Raw genomic sequence first — 21202 nt, 5'->3', positions numbered from 1 at the left:
GGAAGAGTTCCGGCCCGCTGTGTCAAACTTTAGATCTTGCAGGCGCCGCTTTCGCAGTCATCATCGCCGCCCTTTGCCGGCAGCAAATCTTCCTGAATATCATCAGCACCGTCGCGGGTGTTCTGATAGTACAGCGTCTTGACACCAAACTTGTAGGTAGTCAGCAGGTCTTTCAACAGCTGCTTCATTGGCACCTTGCCGCCCGGGAAACGGGTTGGGTCATAGTTGGTGTTGGCAGAGATCGACTGGTCGATAAACTTCTGCATCAGACCGACCAGTTGCAGGTAGCCGTCGTTGTTCGGCATTTCCCACAGCAGTTCGTAGTCGTTTTTCAGACGCTCATACTCTGGCACCACCTGGCGCAGAATGCCGTCTTTCGACGCTTTGATACTGATGTGGCCACGTGGTGGCTCAATGCCGTTGGTAGCATTGGAAATCTGCGAAGAGGTTTCCGAAGGCATCAGCGCCGACAGGGTAGAGTTGCGCAGACCGGTTTCCTTGATCTCTTTACGCAGGGTTTCCCAGTCGTAGTGCAGAGGTTCCTGGCAGATGACATCCAGATCTTTCTTGTAGGTGTCGATCGGCAGGATGCCCTGTGAATAAGTGGTTTCATTGAACCACGGGCAGGCGCCCTGTTCCTGAGCCAGACGGTTCGAGGCTTTCAGCAGGTAATACTGAATGGCTTCGAAAGTCTTGTGGGTCAGGGCATTAGCGCTGCCGTCGGAGTAGCGTACGCCGTTCTTCGCCAGGTAATAAGCGTAGTTGATCACGCCGATACCCAGGGTGCGACGGCCCATGGCGCCACGATGAGCGGCTTTGATTGGGTAGTCCTGGTAATCCAGCAGGGCATCCAATGCACGTACCGCCAGGGTAGCCAACTCTTCCAGATCGTCCAGGCTCTCGATGGCGCCGAGGTTAAAGGCGGACAGCGTACACAGGGCTATTTCACCGTTTTCGTCGTTGACGTCATCAAGTGGCTTGGTCGGCAGGGCGATTTCCAGGCACAGGTTGGATTGACGTACCGGCGCGATCTGCGGATCAAACGGGCTGTGAGTGTTGCAGTGGTCGACGTTCTGGATGTAGATACGGCCGGTAGAGGCGCGTTCCTGCATCATCAGCGAGAACAGCTCAACCGCTTTCACGCGTTTCTGGCGAATGCTGTCGTCTTGTTCGTACTGGGTGTACAGACGTTCGAATTCGTCCTGATCGGCGAAGAACGCGTCATACAGGCCCGGGACGTCAGACGGGCTGAACAGGGTGATGTCCTGGCCCTTGATCAGGCGCTGGTACATCAGGCGGTTCAACTGCACGCCGTAGTCCATGTGACGTACGCGGTTACCTTCAACGCCGCGGTTGTTTTTCAACACCAGCAGGCTTTCAACTTCCAGATGCCACATTGGATAGAACAAAGTGGCCGCACCGCCACGCACGCCGCCCTGGGAACAGGACTTCACCGCGGTCTGGAAATGTTTGTAGAACGGGATGCAACCGGTATGGAAGGCTTCACCGCCACGGATCGGGCTGCCCAGCGCACGGATGCGGCCGGCGTTGATACCGATACCGGCACGTTGCGAAACGTATTTCACAATGGCGCTGGAGGTGGCGTTGATTGAATCCAGGCTGTCGCCGCACTCGATCAGCACGCAAGAGCTGAACTGGCGGGTTGGGGTGCGTACGCCGGACATGATTGGCGTAGGCAGAGAAATCTTGAAGGTGGAGATCGCGTCGTAGAAACGTTTAACGTAGTCCAGACGGGTATCACGCGGGTAGTTGGAGAACAGGCACGCGGCGACCAGGATATACAGGAACTGAGCGCTCTCGTAGATCTCGCCGCTAACGCGGTTCTGCACCAGATACTTCCCTTCCAGCTGTTTAACGGCCGCGTAGGAGAAGTTCATATCACGCCAGTGATCGATAAAGGAGTCCATCTGCTCGAACTCTTCAGAGCTGTAGTCTTCCAGCAGATGCTTATCGTACTTGCCCATTTCTACCATGCGCGTTACGTGAGCGAGCAACTTCGGTGGCTCGAATTGGTCGTAAGCTTTTTTACGCAGGTGGAAAATGGCCAGGCGTGCTGCCAGATACTGGTAGTCCGGCGCGTCGCGCGAGATCAGATCGGCTGCAGCTTTGATAATGGTTTCATGAATATCAGCAGTTTTGATGCCGTCATAAAACTGAATATGAGAACGCAACTCTACTTGAGAAACCGAGACGTTGTTTAACCCTTCCGCGGCCCAGTCTATGACACGGTGGATTTTGTCGAGGTTGATGCGCTCTTTACGGCCATCGCGTTTAGTTACAAGCAGACTTTGGTTCATGTGGTGTTTTACCTGTCCGTATGGTGCCCCTAAGCAGAAGTGTAGTAGCTCTGCTCAGTATGTAAACACTATATATAGGGGTTGTATGTCGGTGAGGTAACAAGATAGTGAGAAAACAGGGCGTTTGCAAGTGAACAAAACTGGCCTAATTTGTGGATAACTTGGGGGTGAAATGTGACTTGTCTTTCGCAGTGCGCGCTGTGACTGGCGCGACAAGCTTGTCAATAAGCGGGATAAGAATTTCCCTAGAATCAGAAAAACGTGATCGTTTGCCGCTTTATTAAACGTTAGAAAAAAACGGCATATTGATCTGATTTAATATTCTTAAAAACTGTTTACAACGGCGATTTTGATCGAAAGCGGAAAAATTAGGTATTTATCTTAATGTTATCGGCGTACCGGAACTGGCCAGCCAGTCCCGGCGCGGTTTGGCAGGCTCAGCCTTCGTGCTGAGTATGTACCATATAGTTCACATCGACGTTACGGCCAAGCTTGAAATGGTCGGTGATTGGGTTGTAATGCAGGCCGATCATATGCTTTTCACGCAGTGGCGTGCCATCAACCCAGCCAATCAATTCAGAAGGGCGGATGAACTTCTTATGGTCATGGGTGCCCTGTGGCACCATCTTCAGAATATATTCCGCACCGACCACCGCCATCAGCCAGGCTTTGGTATTGCGGTTAATGGTGGAGAAAAACACGTGGCCACCCGGTTTGACCAGGTGAGCGCAGGCGCGTACCACCGAGGCCGGGTCGGGAACGTGCTCCAGCATTTCCATGCAGGTCACTACGTCATAGCGCTGCGGGTTGGCCTGTGCATGGCTTTCTACCGTTTCCTGGATGTAAGCCACATTCACGCCGCTTTCCAGCGCGTGCAACCGGGCAACCTGCAGCGGCTCGGCGCCCATGTCCAGTCCGGTGACCTGTGCGCCTTCGCGCGCCATGCTTTCCGCCAAAATGCCGCCGCCGCAGCCCACGTCGAGGACGGTTTTGTCAAAAATGCCGCCGGCACGCTGCAGGATGTAGTTCAGACGCAGCGGGTTGATACGGTGCAGCGGCTTGAATTCACCTTCCAAATCCCACCAGCGTGAGGCCACGGCCTCGAACTTGGCGATTTCATGATGGTCTACGTTTTGCGCTTGGCTGGATGATTCTGCATTCATGGGCGTATTTGGCTCCTGGTTCTCGTTGCGCGGATTATACATGTTCCGGCGCAGCACCGTCTGTGCCGATGCATTTTTACTGCACATATATGCACAATTTAAGTTAAACAGCGGCGGTTATTTTCCCGTAAAGCGTGCTTTGTGATATAGTTTTACACCTTTGCCACTATGGCAGCGGGCAGATGAATCATTAGTAGAGGGATAGCAGCTCCATGAGCGACCTTGCCAGAGAAATCACACCGGTAAACATCGAAGACGAGTTGAAAAACTCGTATCTGGACTACGCGATGTCCGTAATTGTCGGACGTGCGCTGCCAGATGTTCGTGATGGACTGAAGCCGGTGCACCGTCGCGTTTTGTTCGCGATGAGTGTATTGGGTAACGACTGGAATAAACCATACAAGAAATCGGCCCGTGTCGTTGGGGACGTAATCGGTAAATATCACCCACACGGTGACAGCGCGGTTTACGACACCATCGTGCGTATGGCCCAACCGTTTTCACTGCGCTATATGCTGGTGGACGGTCAGGGTAACTTCGGTTCTGTCGATGGCGACTCCGCCGCGGCGATGCGTTATACCGAAGTGCGCATGTCCAAAATTGCTCACGAACTGCTGGCGGATCTGGAAAAAGAAACCGTCGACTTCGTGCCTAACTACGATGGCACCGAGCAGATCCCGGCCGTCATGCCAACCAAGATCCCTAACCTGCTGGTAAACGGCGCGTCGGGCATCGCCGTGGGTATGGCCACCAACATTCCGCCGCATAACCTGTCAGAGGTTATCAACGGCTGCCTGGCCTATATCGATGATGAAAACATCAGCATCGAAGGTCTGATGGAATACATCCCGGGGCCGGACTTCCCGACTGCGGCGATCATCAACGGCCGTCGCGGCATTGAAGAAGCCTACCGCACCGGGCGTGGCAAAATCTACCTGCGCGCACGCGCTGAAGTAGAAGCCGATGCCAAAACCGGCCGCGAAACCATCATTGTTCACGAGATCCCGTATCAGGTGAACAAGGCGCGTCTGATCGAGAAGATCGCCGAGCTGGTCAAAGAAAAACGCGTGGAAGGCATCAGCGCGCTGCGTGACGAGTCCGACAAAGACGGCATGCGCATCGTAATTGAAATCAAACGCGACGCGGTCGGCGAAGTGGTGCTGAACAACCTGTATTCGCTGACGCAACTGCAGGTCACCTTCGGTATCAACATGGTGGCATTGCATCAGGGCCAGCCGAAACTGCTGAACCTGAAAGACATTCTGCAGGCGTTTGTTCGCCACCGCCGTGAAGTGGTGACCCGCCGTACCATCTTCGAATTGCGTAAAGCCCGCGATCGCGCCCATATCCTTGAGGCGCTGGCCATCGCACTGGCGAACATCGATCCGATTATCGAGATGATCCGCCGTGCGCCAACCCCTGCGGAAGCGAAAGCCGCGTTGGTTGCTCAAGCGTGGGATCTGGGTAATGTGGCAGCCATGCTGGAGCGCGCCGGTGACGACGCCGCTCGCCCTGAGTGGCTGGAGCCGGAGTTCGGCATCCGTGACGGTAAATACCATCTGACCGAGCAGCAGGCTCAGGCGATCCTGGATCTGCGTCTGCAGAAACTGACCGGCCTGGAGCATGAAAAACTGCTGGACGAGTATAAAGAGCTGCTGACGGCGATTGCCGCGCTGATCTTTATTCTGGAAAACCCGGACCGTCTGATGGAAGTGATCCGCGAAGAGCTGGTGGCAATCAAAGAGCAGTACAACGATGGCCGCCGCACCGAGATTACCGCCAATACTTCAGATATCAATATCGAAGACCTGATCAACCAGGAAGACGTGGTCGTTACGCTGTCGCACCAGGGCTATGTGAAGTATCAGCCTCTGACCGACTATGAAGCGCAACGCCGCGGCGGTAAAGGTAAGTCAGCGGCACGTATTAAAGAAGAAGACTTTATCGATCGTCTGTTGGTGGCCAACACCCACGACACGATCCTGTGCTTCTCCAGCCGTGGTCGTCTGTACTGGATGAAGGTGTATCAACTGCCTGAAGCCAGCCGTGGCGCGCGCGGTCGCCCAATCGTCAACCTGCTGCCGCTGGAGGCCAATGAGCGTATTACCGCCATTCTGCCGGTACGCGAGTATGAAGAAGGGCGTCACGTGTTTATGGCTACCGCCAGCGGCACCGTGAAGAAAACCGCATTGACCGATTTCAGCCGCCCACGCAGCGCCGGCATCATCGCCGTTAACCTCAACGAGGGTGACGAGCTGATTGGTGTTGACCTGACCGACGGCAGCAATGAAGTCATGCTGTTCTCCGCCAATGGTAAAGTAGTGCGCTTCCCGGAAACGCAGGTGCGTTCTATGGGTCGTACTGCCACCGGCGTACGCGGTATCAACCTGGGCGAAGGCGACAGCGTTATTTCCCTGATTGTGCCACGCGGTGAAGGCGACATTCTGACAGTTACCCAGAATGGCTACGGTAAACGTACCGCAGTCACCGAATATCCGACCAAGTCACGCGCTACCCAAGGGGTTATCTCCATTAAGGTGAGCGAGCGTAATGGTCAGGTAGTGGGTGCGGTTCAGGTGGATACCACCGACCAGATCATGATGATTACCGATGCAGGCACGCTGGTGCGTACCCGCGTATCGGAAGTTAGCGTGGTGGGGCGTAATACCCAGGGTGTTACGCTGATCCGTACTGCGGAAGACGAGAACGTCGTCGGTCTGCAGCGTGTCGCCGAGCCGGTGGAAGACGAAGAGCTGGACAGCCTCGAACCGGGTGCGGAAATTGCAGAAGAAGACGCTGCACCGCTGGACGAAGGTGATGATTCTGAAGCGCCAGACGACGTGGAAGAAGACAACGCCTAAGCCATAGGGGCCGGCACGTGCCCCTATCGCACTGAGGTAACAAGGGCCTGGCAGCGATGCTAGGCCCTTTTTCAGTTCTATGGTTTAATTGCCGGACCCAAGCCTGAGCTCCCGGCTTTGATATGAACGCGCTGGTCGCCACTGACATTCGTATGGTATCCGATTGAAATATTTAGCTTCTTTTCGCACCACGTTAAAGATATCCCGCTATTTGTTCCGGGTGCTGGCGATCATGTTGTGGTCGTTGGGGGCGTTGCTCACCACCTTCTATATCCTGAATATCCTGCATCAGAAAGAGTCTGATATTCGGCAGGACTACAATCTGAACTTCGATCAGGCTCAGGGTTATATCCGCCATTCGGCCGATATAATGCGTGATATCAAATACATGGCGGAAAACCGTCTCAACGGTTCAGTCAGTAGCATGGACATGTTTAGCGGCATCTTTCCCGGCAAAAACAGTCCGCTGGAGTTTGTACCGCTGTATCCAGAGTCCAGTTGTTCACTTAATACCACCTACCGCAGCTCACTCAATTCTCTGAGTGGGTTGATCCAGTATTGGAAAGAGAACTTCGTTGCGGCCTACGATCTCAACCGGGTGTTTTTCATCGACGGCGATACGCTGTGCATGGCGGAGTTTGGCGGCAGCGGTAGCGGCGTAGCCAATCGAGCCGACGCGCTGAAAACTCTGCATGAGCGTATCCTTAAATACCGTAATGCCAAGAATCAGGACAAAGACAATAATCTGTACTGGATCAGCCCAAGCCAGCAACGGCCGGATGTCGGTTATCTGTATGTACTGACGCCAATTTATATTGGTAACAAGCTGGAGGCGTTGCTGGGTATTGAGCAAACCATTCGCCTGGAGGACTTTGTTTCCGCCGGCAGCTTGCCGACCGGCGTAACCCTGTTGGATGAGAATAACCAACCGATACTGCGGCTGGCCGATGATGGGCGAGATGCGAACGCTCCCAGCAGCTATCCGGATGAGCCGGCTTACTTCGGCTATGTTGATAATTACCGCGACCTGATCATGAAAAAAGCGCTGCCGCCGTCATCGCTCAGTATTGTTTATTCTGTGCCGGTGAAGACGGTGGTTGAACGCTTCAGGATGCTAATCCTCAATGCGGTGCTGTTGAATATGTTGTCTGCCATTGTGTTGTTCAGCCTGGCCTGGCTGTTTGAGCGCAAAATGTTCCTGCCGGCAGAAGACAACGCCTTCCGGCTGGAGGAGCATGAACAGTTCAACCGCAAGATTGTCGCCTCGGCACCGGTGGGTATTTGTATTTTGCGTATCAGTGACGGCACCAACATTCTGAGTAATGAATTGGCGCATAACTACATCAACCTGCTGACCCACGAAGACCGTGACCGCATAACGCGCATCATCTGCGAACAGCAGGTGAACTTTGTGGATGTGATGACCAGTAATAACAATAACCTGCAAATCAGCTTTGTTCATTCCCGTTACCGTAACGAGGATGTGGCGATCTGTGTGCTGGTGGACGTCAGCGCCCGCGTGAAAATGGAAGAGTCGCTGCAGGAGATGGCGGCGGCGGCAGAGCAGGCCAGCCAATCCAAGTCGATGTTCCTGGCGACCGTCAGTCACGAATTACGTACGCCGCTGTACGGCATCATCGGTAACCTCGATTTGTTGCAAACCAAGGCGTTACCGCAGGGCGTTGACCGACTGGTCAATGCGATGAACAACTCGTCCGGGCTATTGCTCAAGATCATCAGCGACATACTGGATTTCTCCAAAATCGAATCCGAGCAACTGAAGATTGAACCGCGCGAGTTCTCCTGCCTGGAGGTGATCACCCACATCGCTGGCAACTATTTGCCGCTGGTGGTGAAGAAGCGGTTGGGGTTGTACTGCTTTATCGAACAGAACGTCCCGGAGCGCATTTCCGGCGATCCGGTACGGCTGCAGCAGGTACTGTCCAATTTGTTGAACAACGCGATTAAGTTTACCGATACCGGCTGCATCATTCTGCAGGTGTGTACGCGCGGCAGCTATTTGGAGTTTAGCGTTCGTGATACCGGGGTCGGCATCCCGGAGAAAGAAATTACCCGCCTGTTTGATCCGTTCTTCCAGGTGGGTAGCGGCGTGCAACGCCATTTCCAGGGCACCGGGCTGGGGTTGGCGATATGCGAAAAACTGATCAACATGATGGATGGCGACATTGCCGTTGAGTCTGAGCCGGGATTAGGCAGCCTGTTCACCATCCGCATTCCGCTGTTTAACGCTCAGTTCCCGATCCCGCAGCCCAGCGATACCTGGCAAGGTAAAACTCTGTGGCTGGCTATCCGCAACCAGCGGTTGGAAAGTTATCTGATGGAGGTTCTTGGCGGCTATGGCGCGACGGTACTGCGTCATCAGGGGCAAGAGACTGCGGCAGGGGATGTGATGCTCAGCGATCACCCGCTGATGATCAATACACCGCTGCTGGCGCAGATCCAGTTCTCTATTGAGCATATCGGCCCGTCGCAGGAAACCCGGCCGGGCTATTGGATGCACAGCACTTCGACGCCGCGTGAAACCCTGGCGCTGCTCAACCGCTTGTTTGGTACCCGTGATGAAAGCGGCAATACTTTGATGCAATTGCCGTTGCCGGCCAAGGCCAACAGGGTAGACAACGGGGATATTCATTTGCTGGTGGTGGATGACCACCCGATTAACCGCCGGTTGCTGTCCGACCAGCTTGGCTCACTGGGCTATCAGGTAGTGACTGCCAATGATGGGGTTGATGCGCTCGACGTGTTGAATCGCAATACCGTCGACATCGTGCTGACCGACGTCAACATGCCTAATATGGATGGCTACCGTTTGACCCAGCGCCTGCGCCAGTTGCACTTTACCGCTCCGGTAATCGGCGTGACGGCGAATGCCCTGGCGGAAGAAAAACAGCGCTGTATTGAGGCCGGGATGGATAACTGCCTGTCTAAGCCGGTGACCCTGGAAACGCTGGAACAGACATTAGGGTATTACAGCCAACAGGTTCGCCGCATGCGCGCCGAGTCTGAAGATGCCTGAAAGCAAAAGGGCGCGGCATAATGCCGCGCCCTCTGTTAACTACCGGGGATTTTATTCTTTGTCCAGCGGTGCCATGCTGACAGAAGAGAGGTAGTTGAGCAGCGCAATATCGTTCTCAACACCCAACTTCATCATCGCCGATTTCTTCTGGCTACTGATGGTTTTGATGCTGCGATTGAGCTTCTTGGCGATCTCGGTCACCAGGAAACCCTCGGCGAACAGGCGCAGTACTTCGCTCTCTTTTGGTGACAGACGCTTGTCACCGTAACCACTGGCGCTGATCCTCTCCAACAGTTTGGAAACGCTTTCCGGCGTGAACTTCTTGCCTTTTTGCAATGCGGCCAGCGCTTTCGGCAGGTCGGTTGGCGCACCCTGTTTCAGTACTATGCCTTCGATATCCAGATCCAACACGGCGCTGAGAATGGCCGGGTTGTTGTTCATGGTCAGAACGATGATCGACAACTGCGGATAATGGCGTTTGATGTATTTGATCAGCGTAATGCCGTCGCCATACTTATCACCCGGCATCGAAAGGTCGGTGATCAGGACGTTTGCATCCAGTTTGGACAGATTGTTGATCAGTGCTGTTGAGTCTTCAAACTCCCCAACGACATTCACCCATTCAATTTGCTCAAGTGACTTCCGGATGCCAAACAGTACGATAGGATGGTCATCAGCAATAATTACGTTCAGGTTATTCATGTTGTTGGCTACCTTGCTGCAGCAGTCTACTGACGAAAAAATCAATCTGACTGATGTTATTCTCGATCTTGAGCGCATCACCGTCTGCGATGTGCTGTTCTAACGATTCACACAGTTGCTTGCCGGGAAGCAGATTTAACATGGCAAACACGCCTTTCAGGCGGTGTGCTGTCTGTGACAGAGCATTGAAATCACTGCTGCCCGCCTCAGTATACAGTTTTTTGACATCGTCGGGTACTGTATCAATAAATAGGCCATAGTAATCACTTGATTTCAATTGTTTTTCATAGAGTTGGATGTCATCTGCGGTCAGTGATAATGCACTTTCCTGCTGTTCCAACGCGGCCATTTGCTGCTCAATCAGCATCAATACGGCGTCGATCATGGCACCACTCAGGTTATAGTTTACCCGAATATACCGTTTTTCAAGCTGTTGCCATCCGGCCTCATCGCTGGTCAGCAGCAGGGTATAATCATCAGCTCTTTGCGGGTTATCGGTCAACAATACGTCGTAGTCGCGATTAATCTGACGTTCGTCAGCAACGATGCAGCTCGCGCCATAGGCATGCAGCAGGCGGGTGACAATGCTCCGTATTTCCTCAGAAGTAATGTCCAGCAATGCGGTCACACCGTCGAGCAGTTTTTCTTGCGCTTCCGCCTCTTTTTTCTCCATCTCCATAGGCACGCGGATGGTGTAGCGGGTACCGATGTCTATCTTGCTGCGGATATCCAACTGGCCGTTAAGCTTTTTGCACAGTTGATTACACAGGAAGAAGGTGAGGCCGGAGCCATGATCAAAGCGGTCCACCAGCGTTTGGCTGAGGAACGGGTAATTCAGGTTGCTGATTTCTTCGTTGGAAATGCCCGAACCGGTGTCATTGATATGGAATACCAGGCGATCGGGGTGATCCGGTTCATGATCGACAACCAGCGAAATCTTGCCACAGGCAGTAGTGATAATGGCGTAATGCACCAGCAGTGAGATCACCTTGCGCAGTGCATTGGCATCGCCGATATATTGCTGTTCAACGTCAAGATGGAAATGGTTGAACAACGACAGGCCTTTTTGATTGATGGACGGCAAGGCTTCCTGCAGCAATTCATCTATCAGGGTCGATGGGCTGAAGGGATGACGCGAAGGCTGCCAGTCCTGGGTTTCCAACCGGGTGAGCAGGGTAATATTTTCAATCAGCCCCAACACCGTTGACGACTGCACCGCCAGTTGCTTTTGCAGCGCTTGCTGTTGTTCCTCATCCGCTTGTGTGCGCAGACGATCGACCAAATCGTGCATTTGCCGGACCGGTTGATTCAGCTCAATGCCCAGATTATGCAACATCAGTTTGCGTGCCTGCACGTTCTTGTCGTACTCGCGCTGTGCCTGCTGCAAACGTTTATTGACCATCACTTCCTTGTCCTGATCGTTAAGCAGGAACAGGTAGGTTTCCGGCGACAGCTGGCTGCGGAAGATGCGGATCTCATACACTTCATTGTTTACCGTCGCCTGAATCACACCGTGATGCTGTTCGGCCATGTGGGCGATTTTCTGCAGGCTAAGGTGCGGCAGCAGGTGCTGGGCGATCTTGTTACTGGCGATTACCGTATTACTGGCGAAATTGTACACCAGCAGGCCTGAAGGCAGGCTGGCGATGATTTCCTGATTCAGTGCTCGTTCGGCTTCCAGCTCAACCGCCATGTTTTCGCTCGGGCGGATATATTGGCGACGGATAAAGTAAATGCCCACCAATGACAGCGCCAATAGCAACAGATTGATGGCGATCAGCCAGATATTGTTTCGCAGCAGGTCAATTGCCAGGCTGATAGCCGAAACGCGGTAAACCACTTTCAGTGGCGCGTTAGGCAGCGGGGCGCTGAACTCCACCCAACTGCCGCTCATCGAAATACCGGTGCTGGTTGTGGCATCCAATGGCAAGGTACCGTCGTCCATGCTGCTATCGTCAGGCTGCAGCATAAAGTTGGATCGCGCCATATTAATGGGGATGATGTCGTTAATCGGCAGATCGAAGGCGATCACCGTAGCCAAATGCCCCGGTTGGTTAAAAGTGGTGCGGATAGAAAACGAATAGGTGTTCTGGAAGCGCTGTTTGCGCAAGGCAGAGAAACTTTCACGCTCATCGAGCATATTGGCCTGTTGCAGCATTTCAGCCCGGCGATCCTCTGCCGAGGTCGTCAGATAGCTTTCCTTGAACCTCGAGGCCAGCTCTTTTAACGGCTGGGTGGTGATTAGGCTCAGGCTGTTATCCTGACCGTTGAGGTAATACATGGCGTAATTTTCAGTCTTGGCTCCCCAGCGGGTATCCAGATAGTCTGAAATATTGGCGATCATCGCCAGGGTGCCTTCTTCATGACTGCCAAAAATAACCGCGTCGGTTTTTTTATGCGGCTTCTCCAGGTAGTAAACGTCCGGGCGCAGTCGGGTTTCCTGCAGGCTGGGATCGACATTCAATGAAGGTGCATTACCGAACTTGTCGTAAATCTGATAGGTGACATAACGGTAGTTGTCGATGCGCTTTTGCAGGCCGTTGGCGATGCTGTTCAGGGCGTATTTTTTTTCCGCCAGCCAGGCGTTGGTATAGTTGTAGCCGTACAGGCCGATAGCAATCGTCAGCAGCACGGAAAACAGCAGGAAGCAGCGAGTAATATTGCTTGAGCTGATGGTCAGTTGTTTATTTTGCATAGTTGACTGCGCATTCCTGAATCAACGGGTTATCGCCCGGGCGCTGGCGGTGACCACCAGGAGTAAAACTGCAACGCAGGCAAATGCCGCCGTCAGGCTGGAGAACTGAGCGATAAAGCCAATCAGCGCCGGTCCGGCGAGGATGCCGGCGTAGCCGACGGTGGTCACTGAGGCGATGGCCAGATTGGCCGGCATATCCTGCTGGTTGCCGGCAGCACTGAACAGGATCGGTACCACGTTGGAAGCGCCGAGGCCCACCAGCATAAAACCAATCAGTGAAACCATGGCGTTGTTGAAGATAATGGCCAGACTCAGGCCAATGGCCGCACACAGGCTGCCCAGTAACAACACCTTATATCTGCCCAGCGTATTCACCACCCGATCGCCGTTTAGTCGGCCAAGGGTCATGGTGATGGAGAACAGCGCATAGCCCAATCCGGCCTGGCTGTGATCAACGCCTCGCAGGGTGGTGAGAAACAGGGCGCTCCAGTCGAGCATCGAGCCTTCTGCCAGGAACATAATGAAGCACAGGATGCCAATGAACATCACCCAACCGCGTGGCAGCACAAACATCGGGCCACCTTCGTCACCGCCGCTTTCACGCAGCAAATTGCGACTGGCCAGCATCAGCAATGCGGCAATGGTCAATACGGCGACCCATGTTGCCAGCAAAGGAGACAGCCCCAGCCACAGCATCACACTAACACCGCCGGCACCGGCAATGCCGCCAACGCTGAAGAAACCGTGAAAACCGGACATCATTGCCTTGCCGCTGGCGCGCTCGACCACTACCGCCTGTATGTTCATCGCCACATCGGTCATGCCGATTGCCGCACCAAACAACAGCAGGGCCAGTGCCATACCGGTGGTGGTGTCCATCAGGACCAGCAGGGGTAAATCAATACACAGTGCCAGCCCGGCCAGCAGGATCACCGGGCGACAGCCCAACCTGCCGGTCAGGAAGCCGGTAAGCGGCATCGCCAACATCGAACCTGCGCCAATACACAGCAGCAGCAGACCCAGGGAGCCGTCATCAATGCCGATACGCGCTTTGGCGAAAGGGACCAGGGGAGCCCAGGCAGCCATGCCGAAGCCGGCGACAAAAAAGGCCAAACGCGTTGCGATCTGTGCCGGGACGCCGGGTTTCTGCTGTTCATTACACAAGGTGGATGTCATGTGGGAATCAGGATCTATTGTGGAAATGCGGGCTGAAAGTTATGGAGTGTTTTTATCACAATCCGCGATCCGGGTCGAAAGGATTTGCGCTCGCCCGCGCTTCTGGTCACAAGGCAATGACCTGAGCAAGGGACTCTGGATATTTTCCAGACTATCAAAATAGAAGGGGCGACCAATATTGCCACACCGAACAGAATGTCGGCCCAGAGAGTAGTTACTTAAGCAATAAAATGCTTTTCTAATTAATGCGATTAACCCGTAGACTGATATCGATTAATAAATTAGCAATTAGTGCGAAAATCAATTGCAGGGATAATATCGTGGCGTGATTATTTTTTGGCAAAAAGTGCGCATTATGATGAATTGTGGGGAAGGTTTCAGACAATAAAAAACCGGCCATAGGCCGGTCGAAGTGTACAAAAATTATCTTACAGATAATGAAGGTAATAATGAAAATAATGATGATAGCGGGATTATTATAACGTCAGCGTTATGAGAATATTTTGGCACAATGTGCTTATTGAGCGTGACTTTTGTATGGCTGTCTTTTTTTTCTTAAAGATTTGTATAACTGCATGATTTTGTATCTATAAATGTATTTTTTGTCATTGCGTGCCTTATTTTGTCTGTCTGTAATGTTTTGTGGAAGTTCGCGAAAATTTACATTTTGAAACCTTTATTAATCATGGTGAAACACTATCGGATACTTGGTATCATTTTCTTTCTGGATTAATATAACCCTTGTTACCAGAATGGTAATGCACAGTCGTGCTAATAATGCTCAAAAGGGCAGTGGCCATAGCTCGACATAATTAATGAGGATAATAACGATGAAACTTCGAGTACTCTCCCTGATAGTACCCGCACTGCTGGTTGCAGGCACAGCAGGCGCGGCGGAAATCTACAACAAAGACGGTAATAAACTGGATTTGTTCGGTAAAATCGATGGTCTTCACTATTTTTCCGATGATAAAGGTTCCGATGGCGACCAGTCTTATATGCGTTTTGGCCTGCGTGGCGAAACACAAATCAGTGACCAACTGACCGGCTACGGTGAGTGGGAATATCAGGCAAACCTCAACCATGCGGAAAGCCAGGACAACAAAAACTTCACCCGTGTTGGTTTTGCAGGTTTGAAATTCGGCGATTACGGTTCATTGGATTACGGCCGTAACTACGGCGTGCTGTACGACATCGGCGCATGGACCGACGTGCTGCCAGAGTTCGGTGGCGATACTTACGGTGCGGACAACTTCATGTTCCAGCGTACCAACGGCGTGCTGACTTACCGTAACTCAGACTTCTTTGGTCTGGTTGACGGCCTGAACTTTGCTCTGCAATACCAGGGCAAAAACGACAGCGCTACCGAATCCAACAACGGTCGTGACGTGTTGGCGCAGAACGGTGACGGTTACGGCATGTCCGCGTCTTACGATCTGGGCTACGGTATCAGCGCTGCAGCGGCGTACTTCTCTTCCGACCGTACCAACGATCAGAACGGCAATAACAACGCCGGCATTCTGGGCCGTGGTGACAAGGCAGAGGCTTACAGCGGCGGTCTGAAATATGACGCCAACAACGTCTACCTGGCAGCGATGTATACTCAGTCTTACAACGCAACCCGTTTCGGCAGCAGCAACAGCAGCACTTACGGTTACGCCAACAAAGCGCAAAACATGGAAATCGTTGCCCAGTACCAGTTCGATTTCGGTCTGCGTCCTTCCGTGGCTTACCTGCAGTCTAAAGGCAAAGACATCGAACGCGGTTACGGCGATCAGGATCTGATGAAGTATGTTGATGTGGGCGCGACCTACTACTTCAACAAAAACATGTCTACCTACGTTGATTACAAAATCAACCTGATGGATGAAAATGACTTCACCAAGTCTGCCGGTATCAACACCGACGACGTGGTTGCCGTGGGCCTGGTTTACCAGTTCTAAGCAACAGAGTGTGAATCTGATCACGCGGCCTTCGGGCCGCGTTTTTTTTGCCTGCGGTTTGGCACAAATTGGCATTTTCGCGGCACGGATTGCCATCCTGATGTGTCGGGGTTTAACTAAACTTTCACCGTATATACCCGTCATCTTTCAAGTCGCAGCGTTGTTACCTGCACTTGCTCACCCCAGTTACTTAACTTTTGTAAGCGCCTGGGGATGAGCAAGCTGGCCGCCTAGCTGCAACTTGAAAGCTATAGGGTATAGAGAAATCCGGAGGTGAATATGGAGCTCAAGATAGATCGGGTGATTGAAACGGTACTGTACGTCAAGGATATCGAGCGGGCCGCGGCTTTTTACCAGCAGGTATTAAAACTGCCGGTGATGGTGGCCAATGAGCGTTTTCGCGCCTATGACGTGAGCCAGCAAAGCGTCTTGCTGCTGTTTATTGAAGGCGACTCGGTCAAAGGAGCACATTACCCGGAAGGCTATATCCCCCCGCATGATGGCAGCGGACCGCTGCATATCGGGCTGGCCGTCACGAAAGAACAGCTGCCGCATTGGGAACAGCATCTGGCGGCACATGGCATAGAGATAGAAGGGCGCATGAGCTGGGAGCACGGTGGCGAGAGTATTTATTTCCGCGATCCCGATAATCATCTGCTCGAACTGGTAACTCCGGGGATTTGGGCCAATTACTGATGCTTCCAGGCGGCAGCCAGTGTCTTCAGCATTTCACTTAGCAGCAGCAGCGCGTTCTGGGGTTGCTGCTCAATTTGTACCTTGACGATGGCTCCGTCGATCAGCATCGACAGCATCTCCGCTCGCTGTTCCCGCTCAGGGCTTGTGGGCAGGTGGCTGGCAATGACTTCGGCCATCTGCTTCTTATGCAGGCGTGCGATTTTCAGGCTCTCCGGTAACATATCCGCCAGTTCCACCGCCGTATTGATAAAAGCACAACCGCGGTAATGCGGGCTGCTGAACCATTCCTCAAGGCAGGGCACCAAAGCGAGCATCACATCTCCTCGTCGGGTGGCATGCTGCTCCAAAGACCGACTGAACCAGCTCAGCCACTGATCATGACGGTAGGCAAGAAACGCCTCAATCAGCTCATTTTTACTGGGGAAATGACGATAAAACGTGACCTTGGCTACGCCTGACTCGCTGATGATGCGATCAATGCCGGTCGCGCGTATGCCATCGCGGTAAAACAAATCATGCGCTGTCAGCAGGATGCGCTGACGTGGTGGCAAAGTACTGGGGGCAACAGACATTAAAGCATCTCCTGAAATATCGTTGGAATGATTGTAGACAACTCTGTCTACATGCGCTAGCTTAATTGTGTAGACAGTTCTGTCTACCTAATGACAACCCAGCAGAGGTGAGCTATGAGCATTAACCCCCCGTTACCGCCGTTTACCCGAGAGTCGGCGATTGAGAAAGTCCGTCTGGCGGAAGATGCCTGGAACAGCCGCGATCCTGAACGCGTCTCGCAGGTCTATTCCGTCGATACCCACTGGCGTAACCGGGCGGAGTTTGTTGATGGTCGCGAGGCCGTTTGCGCATTCTTGCAGCGTAAATGGGCGAAAGAGCTGGAGTATCGGCTGATTAAGGAGTTATGGGCGTTTGATGGGGCGCGTATCGCGGTGCGCTTTGCCTATGAATGGCGTGATGATTCGGGCAACTGGTACCGTAGTTTTGGCAACGAGAATTGGGAATTTAACCCGGACGGTCTGATGATCAACAGACACGCCTGCATCAACGATATGCCGATCCGCGAGCAGGATCGTCAGTTCCATTGGCCGCTTGGCCGTCGTCCGGATGAAATTGCGGCACTGAGTGAATTTGGCTTCTGATTGTCGTTACTGATAATAAGGCCGCAGTTCCGCATGAAGCGCGGAAATAAGACGCTTTTTCCACTCAACTTCTCCCTGCCGATAGTGTGAAAACAGATGGCCAATTGCCAGGTTGTCCAGGATAGGCAGGGTGAATAACCCTCGTTTATCGGGTTGTGCACTGAACCAGGGCTGCGGAACTACCGCCATCAGCGGGGCCGCCCGCAGCACTGGTGGCAACTGGGCATAATCGGCACAGCTGAGCTGGATCCTGCGTTGTAAACCCTGGCGTTCCAACTGACGATCCAGCTCATTTTCCGCCTGTGGCCAAGGGTGACAGTAATAGTGCGCATAGTTTGCCAGTTCGCTGAAGGCCAGACTGCTCTTGTGCTGCAACCTCTGCTGCAAGGGGGCCCCAAATACTGCGACCAGGCGAGTGCTGCCAATCAGTGCATAACGCAGTGCGCTGGTACGCTGTTGATGATCGCCCACTGCGATCACCATATCGATGCTGCCTTCCAGCAGATCGTTCCGCCATGAGCGCCGCTCAAAGTTCTGACAACGGATATCCACATTGGCGAGTGTGCTTTTCTGTGCCAGCAGCGGCAGCAATATCGGATGCAGTGCCGGCGGTGCAACCAGGTTGAAATGTCGTGGTGCATCCTGCAAATGGCCGAACAGTTCACCGTCCAGCGAAGAGAACAATGGCGTTAGTTTCTCTTTAAGCGACAGGGCAAACAGCGTCGGCACCTGGCGATGCCCCTCCCGACGAAATAAAGGCTCATTGAGCACTTCACGCAGGCGGGCCAATGCATGGCTGACGGCCGAAGTGCTGATGCCCAACTTGTCCGCCGTTTTCTGGCTGGAGCCGGTGCTGGTCAACAGATAGAGCACTTTCAGCAGGTTCATGTCCATTTGCAGGATGTTCATTAATGGCCTTCTTAATTGAATACGTTTCAATATTGGGCTGAGTATACTTCAGCCCCGTTTACCTCCATAGAATTGGAACATGAAAAAAAACCTTGGTTATCTGACGGCTATGACGGTTGCTCTGTGTTTCGGCGCTCAGGCGCAGCTTAATCCGGCACAGCCGTTGTCCAGTGCGCCGCCCTATTCGCTTTTTGAACAGTGGGCGCAGCCGGTCGCGCCATTTCAGATGTTCCCGCATGTTTATTACGTGGGTACCCGCAACCTATCGTCCGTGCTGCTGAGCACGCCGGAAGGACTGATTCTTATCGACGCCGCGCTGGACGCCAGCGCTCCGGCGATAAGAGCGCACATAGAGGCTTTGGGTTTTAACATCAAGGATCTGCGCTATATCCTCAATAGCCACGCGCGTCTCGATCAGGCGGGTGGCATTGCGCGTCTGCAAGCCTGGAGCGGGGCTAAAGTTGTCGCCAGCGCTGCCAATGCCCAACAGTTGGCGCTTGGCGGAAAACAGGATTTTGCTCTGGGAGATGCGCTGAGCTTCCCGCCGGTGAAGGTCGATATTATCGTCGGGGAGGGGGACAGCATTACCTTGGGCGACCTGAAATTAACGGCATTGATGACGCCAGGCCATTTGCCGGGGGCCACCTCGTGGCTGACCACGCTACATCAGGGAGGGCAAAGTTACCGACTGGTCTATGCTGATAGCCTGGCAACGCCGGACTACTATCTGATCGACAACAAAAACTACCCCAGTCTGGTGCAGGATATCCGTGGCAGTTTTGCTCGGTTGGCTCAGCAGCAGGCGGATATTTTTATCGCCAATAAGGGAACGCGCTTCGATCTGGATAATAAAATGCAACGCCTGCAGACCGGCGATCTGGATGCGTTTGTCGATCGTCAGGGGTTGCAGCAATATGTGCAACAGTCACAACAGACATTTGAGGCGCAGTTAAAACAGCAACAAAATAAAATGTGAATTGCGCTGGTTGGCTACCGTGGCCTGCTGAGGATATTGGCGCGAACCGCACCTATCGACAAAGTGAAATTTGTAGAAAAGCCTTCTCTCTTCTAGACTTAGAGGACAATAAACGTACTCAAAGAGGACAAACCATGACGAATAAGCTGGTTTTAGCCATTTGCACCGCAGCGACTTTCACCCTTCTTGCCGGTTGTACTGCGTATGACAGAGCCGCCAGTTACGTGGATGAGCCTGTGGTCAGCGATGTGAAAGTGGGGATGACCAAGCAGCAGGTTCGAGCCATTGCAGGACCACCGTCAACTACAGCTACTCTGGTTCATGCTCAGGGTACCTGCGACACCTACGCGGTGGCGCCACGTGACGGGAAAGTACAAACCTATTTTGTTAGCTACAGCGATACAGGTCATGTGATGAACAAAGGTTATCAGACTTGTTCAGACTACGACTCCCAGCCTAAATAACGGCTGTTATATTGAGCAATCTGGCCCCGCTTCGGCGGGGTTTTTCATTTTTTAACCGCCAGTGGCATGAAGTTTAACCAAACGCACTTTTTCCCGCTTTTTTTTGCATGAAACGATAGACATTTCATAACGGTAGCGCTAATATCTGCGCCCATTGGAAGGATGGCCGAGTGGTTTAAGGCAACGGTCTTGAAAACCGTCGAGTGTAACAGCTCCCAGAGTTCGAATCTCTGTCCTTCCGCCAAATTTAGCCGGCTTAGCTCAGTAGGTAGAGCAACTGACTTGTAATCAGTAGGTCACCAGTTCGACTCCGGTAGCCGGCACCATATAGTTGTACAGACGGTTAATCCCGTCTACGAACCCCAGCAATCTTAATGATCGCTGGGGTTTTTCGTTTTCCGCCCGCGCCGACCGGGCCCTTAAAGGGCATTGTCAGGCGCAAGATGTTAATCTGCATAAATTGCAACCGGAGGTAGTTATGGGCAGCGGCTTCGAAGATTCAAAAGCTTTATATATCGGCATATGCACAGTGATAGGCGATGCGGTTTTGGTGTTAATTAATGAAGAACGGGCGACGGAAAAGGCCGATATCATTGATGTGTTGAAAACGGCAATCACCAGAGAAGGCAGGGATGTCAGTCTGGATGAGGCTCGTATACTGGCCGTTGAATGGCTGGAGCGTTAAGCGCTAAAGGCCCATGCTCGCCGGCATTTTCACGAAAACTGACAGTTTGTTGAAAGACAGTGAGCCATGAATAAGATATAACCAGATAGCGAAAAGATAAGGAGTGTTGGATGAAAAGGGTATTGTTTCTTTTGGTTATTTTAACCCTATCTGGGTGTACAGGCTCTTTGGGCTCAATATTGGGTGTTATTCCGCAAAGTTCCGACGTTTGCCCCCAGGGGAAAAACTCAATCACGGGTGAATGCCGAGTTTAATCATAAAAAAACCAACCGCTAAGGGTTGGTTTTTAAAGGGATTTTTGGTCGGCATGAGAGGATTCGAACCTCCGACCCCCGACACCCCATGACGGTGCGCTACCAAGCTGCGCTACATGCCGACGCTATAACAAATTATACTACCCGTTCCCAATCTCAAATCAAGAGC

At 52.8% G+C, this 21202-nt stretch carries 15 protein-coding genes and 3 tRNA genes; 10 read left to right on the top strand and 8 right to left on the bottom strand.

The features are described from left to right. Nucleotides 1-29: 29 nt before the first annotated feature. Together nrdA and ubiG are read right to left on the bottom strand one after the other, a co-directional pair. A complete protein-coding gene (gene nrdA, locus SERS4_RS0117485; RefSeq protein ID WP_017893469.1) occupies nt 30-2318 on the bottom strand; it encodes a class 1a ribonucleoside-diphosphate reductase subunit alpha in 2289 nt (762 codons plus the stop codon). A 437-nt stretch (nt 2319-2755) separates the two neighbouring features. After that, nucleotides 2756-3481 carry a bifunctional 2-polyprenyl-6-hydroxyphenol methylase/3-demethylubiquinol 3-O-methyltransferase UbiG gene (ubiG, locus tag SERS4_RS0117480; protein ID WP_012145985.1) on the bottom strand — a complete coding sequence of 242 codons (726 nt, stop codon included), beginning with the start codon at nt 3479-3481 and terminating at the stop codon, nt 2756-2758. Between the two features lie 212 nt (nt 3482-3693). Between ubiG and gyrA the strand changes: the two genes are divergently transcribed. Together gyrA and rcsC are read left to right on the top strand one after the other, a co-directional pair. Further along, nucleotides 3694-6342, top strand: coding sequence for a DNA topoisomerase (ATP-hydrolyzing) subunit A (gene gyrA, locus SERS4_RS0117470; protein WP_017893467.1), 2649 nt, complete (start codon nt 3694-3696; stop codon nt 6340-6342). Nucleotides 6343-6505: 163 nt separating this feature from the next. After that, a complete protein-coding gene (gene rcsC / locus SERS4_RS0117465; RefSeq protein WP_012145983.1) occupies nt 6506-9379 on the top strand; it encodes a two-component system sensor histidine kinase RcsC in 2874 nt (957 codons plus the stop codon). A 51-nt stretch (nt 9380-9430) separates the two neighbouring features. On the opposite strand, the gene rcsB is transcribed toward rcsC, so the two are convergent. Genes rcsB through SERS4_RS0117450 form a run of 3 tightly spaced genes read right to left on the bottom strand, consistent with a single transcriptional unit; the run spans nt 9431 to nt 13952 of the window. Next, nucleotides 9431-10081, bottom strand: coding sequence for a response regulator transcription factor RcsB (rcsB, locus tag SERS4_RS0117460; RefSeq protein WP_004947156.1), 651 nt, complete (start codon nt 10079-10081; stop codon nt 9431-9433). Beyond that, nucleotides 10074-12776, bottom strand: a complete 2703-nt coding sequence (rcsD, locus tag SERS4_RS0117455; RefSeq protein WP_012145982.1) for a phosphotransferase RcsD — start codon at nt 12774-12776, stop codon at nt 10074-10076. The genes rcsB and rcsD overlap by 8 nt, the downstream gene beginning before the upstream one ends. Before the next feature lie 21 nt (nt 12777-12797). Then, nucleotides 12798-13952, bottom strand: a complete 1155-nt coding sequence (locus SERS4_RS0117450) for an MFS transporter (RefSeq protein ID WP_017893465.1) — start codon at nt 13950-13952, stop codon at nt 12798-12800. Between the two features lie 830 nt (nt 13953-14782). Between SERS4_RS0117450 and SERS4_RS0117445 the strand changes: the two genes are divergently transcribed. Further along, nucleotides 14783-15895, top strand: a complete 1113-nt coding sequence (locus SERS4_RS0117445) for a porin OmpC (RefSeq protein ID WP_017893464.1) — start codon at nt 14783-14785, stop codon at nt 15893-15895. 279 nt (nt 15896-16174) lie between these two features. Beyond that, nucleotides 16175-16591, top strand: coding sequence for a VOC family protein (locus tag SERS4_RS0117440; RefSeq protein ID WP_017893463.1), 417 nt, complete (start codon nt 16175-16177; stop codon nt 16589-16591). Here SERS4_RS0117440 and SERS4_RS0117435 read toward each other — a convergent pair. Beyond that, the gene (locus tag SERS4_RS0117435) at nt 16585-17163 is read right to left on the bottom strand and encodes a TetR/AcrR family transcriptional regulator (protein ID WP_017893462.1); all 579 of its coding nucleotides are present in this window, start codon (nt 17161-17163) and stop codon (nt 16585-16587) included. The two genes, SERS4_RS0117440 and SERS4_RS0117435, sit on opposite strands and share 7 nt — an antisense overlap. Before the next feature lie 114 nt (nt 17164-17277). On the opposite strand from SERS4_RS0117435, the gene SERS4_RS0117430 reads away from it, so the two are divergent. After that, nucleotides 17278-17745 (top strand): nuclear transport factor 2 family protein, encoded by a 468-nt coding sequence (locus SERS4_RS0117430; protein WP_017893461.1) that lies wholly within the window; start codon nt 17278-17280, stop codon nt 17743-17745. Nucleotides 17746-17751: 6 nt separating this feature from the next. Here SERS4_RS0117430 and SERS4_RS0117425 read toward each other — a convergent pair whose 3' ends face one another. Further along, complete coding sequence (locus SERS4_RS0117425) at nt 17752-18654, bottom strand: LysR family transcriptional regulator (RefSeq protein WP_017893460.1); 903 nt, start codon at nt 18652-18654, stop codon at nt 17752-17754. 79 nt (nt 18655-18733) lie between these two features. On the opposite strand from SERS4_RS0117425, the gene blaSPR reads away from it, so the two are divergent. The 5 genes from blaSPR to SERS4_RS0117400 all read left to right on the top strand — a co-directional run bounded on the left by blaSPR (nt 18734) and on the right by SERS4_RS0117400 (nt 20779). Further along, nucleotides 18734-19630, top strand: coding sequence for an SPR family subclass B3 metallo-beta-lactamase (gene blaSPR / locus SERS4_RS0117420; protein ID WP_017893459.1), 897 nt, complete (start codon nt 18734-18736; stop codon nt 19628-19630). Between the two features lie 134 nt (nt 19631-19764). Then, on the top strand, nt 19765-20094 hold the full coding sequence (osmE, locus tag SERS4_RS0117415) for an osmotically-inducible lipoprotein OsmE (protein ID WP_017893458.1): 330 nt from the start codon (nt 19765-19767) through the stop codon (nt 20092-20094). Nucleotides 20095-20250: 156 nt separating this feature from the next. Then, nucleotides 20251-20338 (top strand) — tRNA-Ser (locus SERS4_RS0117410). 6 nt (nt 20339-20344) lie between these two features. Next, nucleotides 20345-20420, top strand: a tRNA-Thr gene (locus tag SERS4_RS0117405). Nucleotides 20421-20572: 152 nt separating this feature from the next. Then, nucleotides 20573-20779 carry a DUF2767 family protein gene (locus SERS4_RS0117400; protein WP_017893457.1) on the top strand — a complete coding sequence of 69 codons (207 nt, stop codon included), beginning with the start codon at nt 20573-20575 and terminating at the stop codon, nt 20777-20779. Between the two features lie 299 nt (nt 20780-21078). Here SERS4_RS0117400 and SERS4_RS0117395 read toward each other — a convergent pair. After that, a tRNA-Pro gene (locus tag SERS4_RS0117395) sits at nt 21079-21155 on the bottom strand. Nucleotides 21156-21202 lie beyond the last annotated feature (47 nt).

Source organism: Serratia sp. S4 (assembly GCF_000347995.1).
Classification (GTDB): domain Bacteria; phylum Pseudomonadota; class Gammaproteobacteria; order Enterobacterales; family Enterobacteriaceae; genus Serratia; species Serratia quinivorans.
This window is presented reverse-complemented; position numbering and strand designations above follow the sequence as displayed.

What these genes read in the sequence shown, in the direction of transcription:
- rcsB (WP_004947156.1), bottom strand. Translation starts at nt 10,081, where the DNA reads ATGAATAACCTGAACGTAATTATTGCTGATGACCATCCTATCGTACTG.
- SERS4_RS0117425 (WP_017893460.1), bottom strand. Translation starts at nt 18,654, where the DNA reads ATGAACATCCTGCAAATGGACATGAACCTGCTGAAAGTGCTCTATCTG.
- SERS4_RS0117440 (WP_017893463.1), top strand. Translation starts at nt 16,175, where the DNA reads ATGGAGCTCAAGATAGATCGGGTGATTGAAACGGTACTGTACGTCAAG.
- nrdA (WP_017893469.1), bottom strand. Translation starts at nt 2,318, where the DNA reads ATGAACCAAAGTCTGCTTGTAACTAAACGCGATGGCCGTAAAGAGCGC.
- osmE (WP_017893458.1), top strand. Translation starts at nt 19,765, where the DNA reads ATGACGAATAAGCTGGTTTTAGCCATTTGCACCGCAGCGACTTTCACC.
- SERS4_RS0117450 (WP_017893465.1), bottom strand. Translation starts at nt 13,952, where the DNA reads ATGACATCCACCTTGTGTAATGAACAGCAGAAACCCGGCGTCCCGGCA.
- ubiG (WP_012145985.1), bottom strand. Translation starts at nt 3,481, where the DNA reads ATGAATGCAGAATCATCCAGCCAAGCGCAAAACGTAGACCATCATGAA.
- SERS4_RS0117430 (WP_017893461.1), top strand. Translation starts at nt 17,278, where the DNA reads ATGAGCATTAACCCCCCGTTACCGCCGTTTACCCGAGAGTCGGCGATT.
- rcsD (WP_012145982.1), bottom strand. Translation starts at nt 12,776, where the DNA reads ATGCAAAATAAACAACTGACCATCAGCTCAAGCAATATTACTCGCTGC.
- blaSPR (WP_017893459.1), top strand. Translation starts at nt 18,734, where the DNA reads ATGAAAAAAAACCTTGGTTATCTGACGGCTATGACGGTTGCTCTGTGT.
- gyrA (WP_017893467.1), top strand. Translation starts at nt 3,694, where the DNA reads ATGAGCGACCTTGCCAGAGAAATCACACCGGTAAACATCGAAGACGAG.
- SERS4_RS0117445 (WP_017893464.1), top strand. Translation starts at nt 14,783, where the DNA reads ATGAAACTTCGAGTACTCTCCCTGATAGTACCCGCACTGCTGGTTGCA.
- SERS4_RS0117400 (WP_017893457.1), top strand. Translation starts at nt 20,573, where the DNA reads ATGGGCAGCGGCTTCGAAGATTCAAAAGCTTTATATATCGGCATATGC.
- SERS4_RS0117435 (WP_017893462.1), bottom strand. Translation starts at nt 17,163, where the DNA reads ATGTCTGTTGCCCCCAGTACTTTGCCACCACGTCAGCGCATCCTGCTG.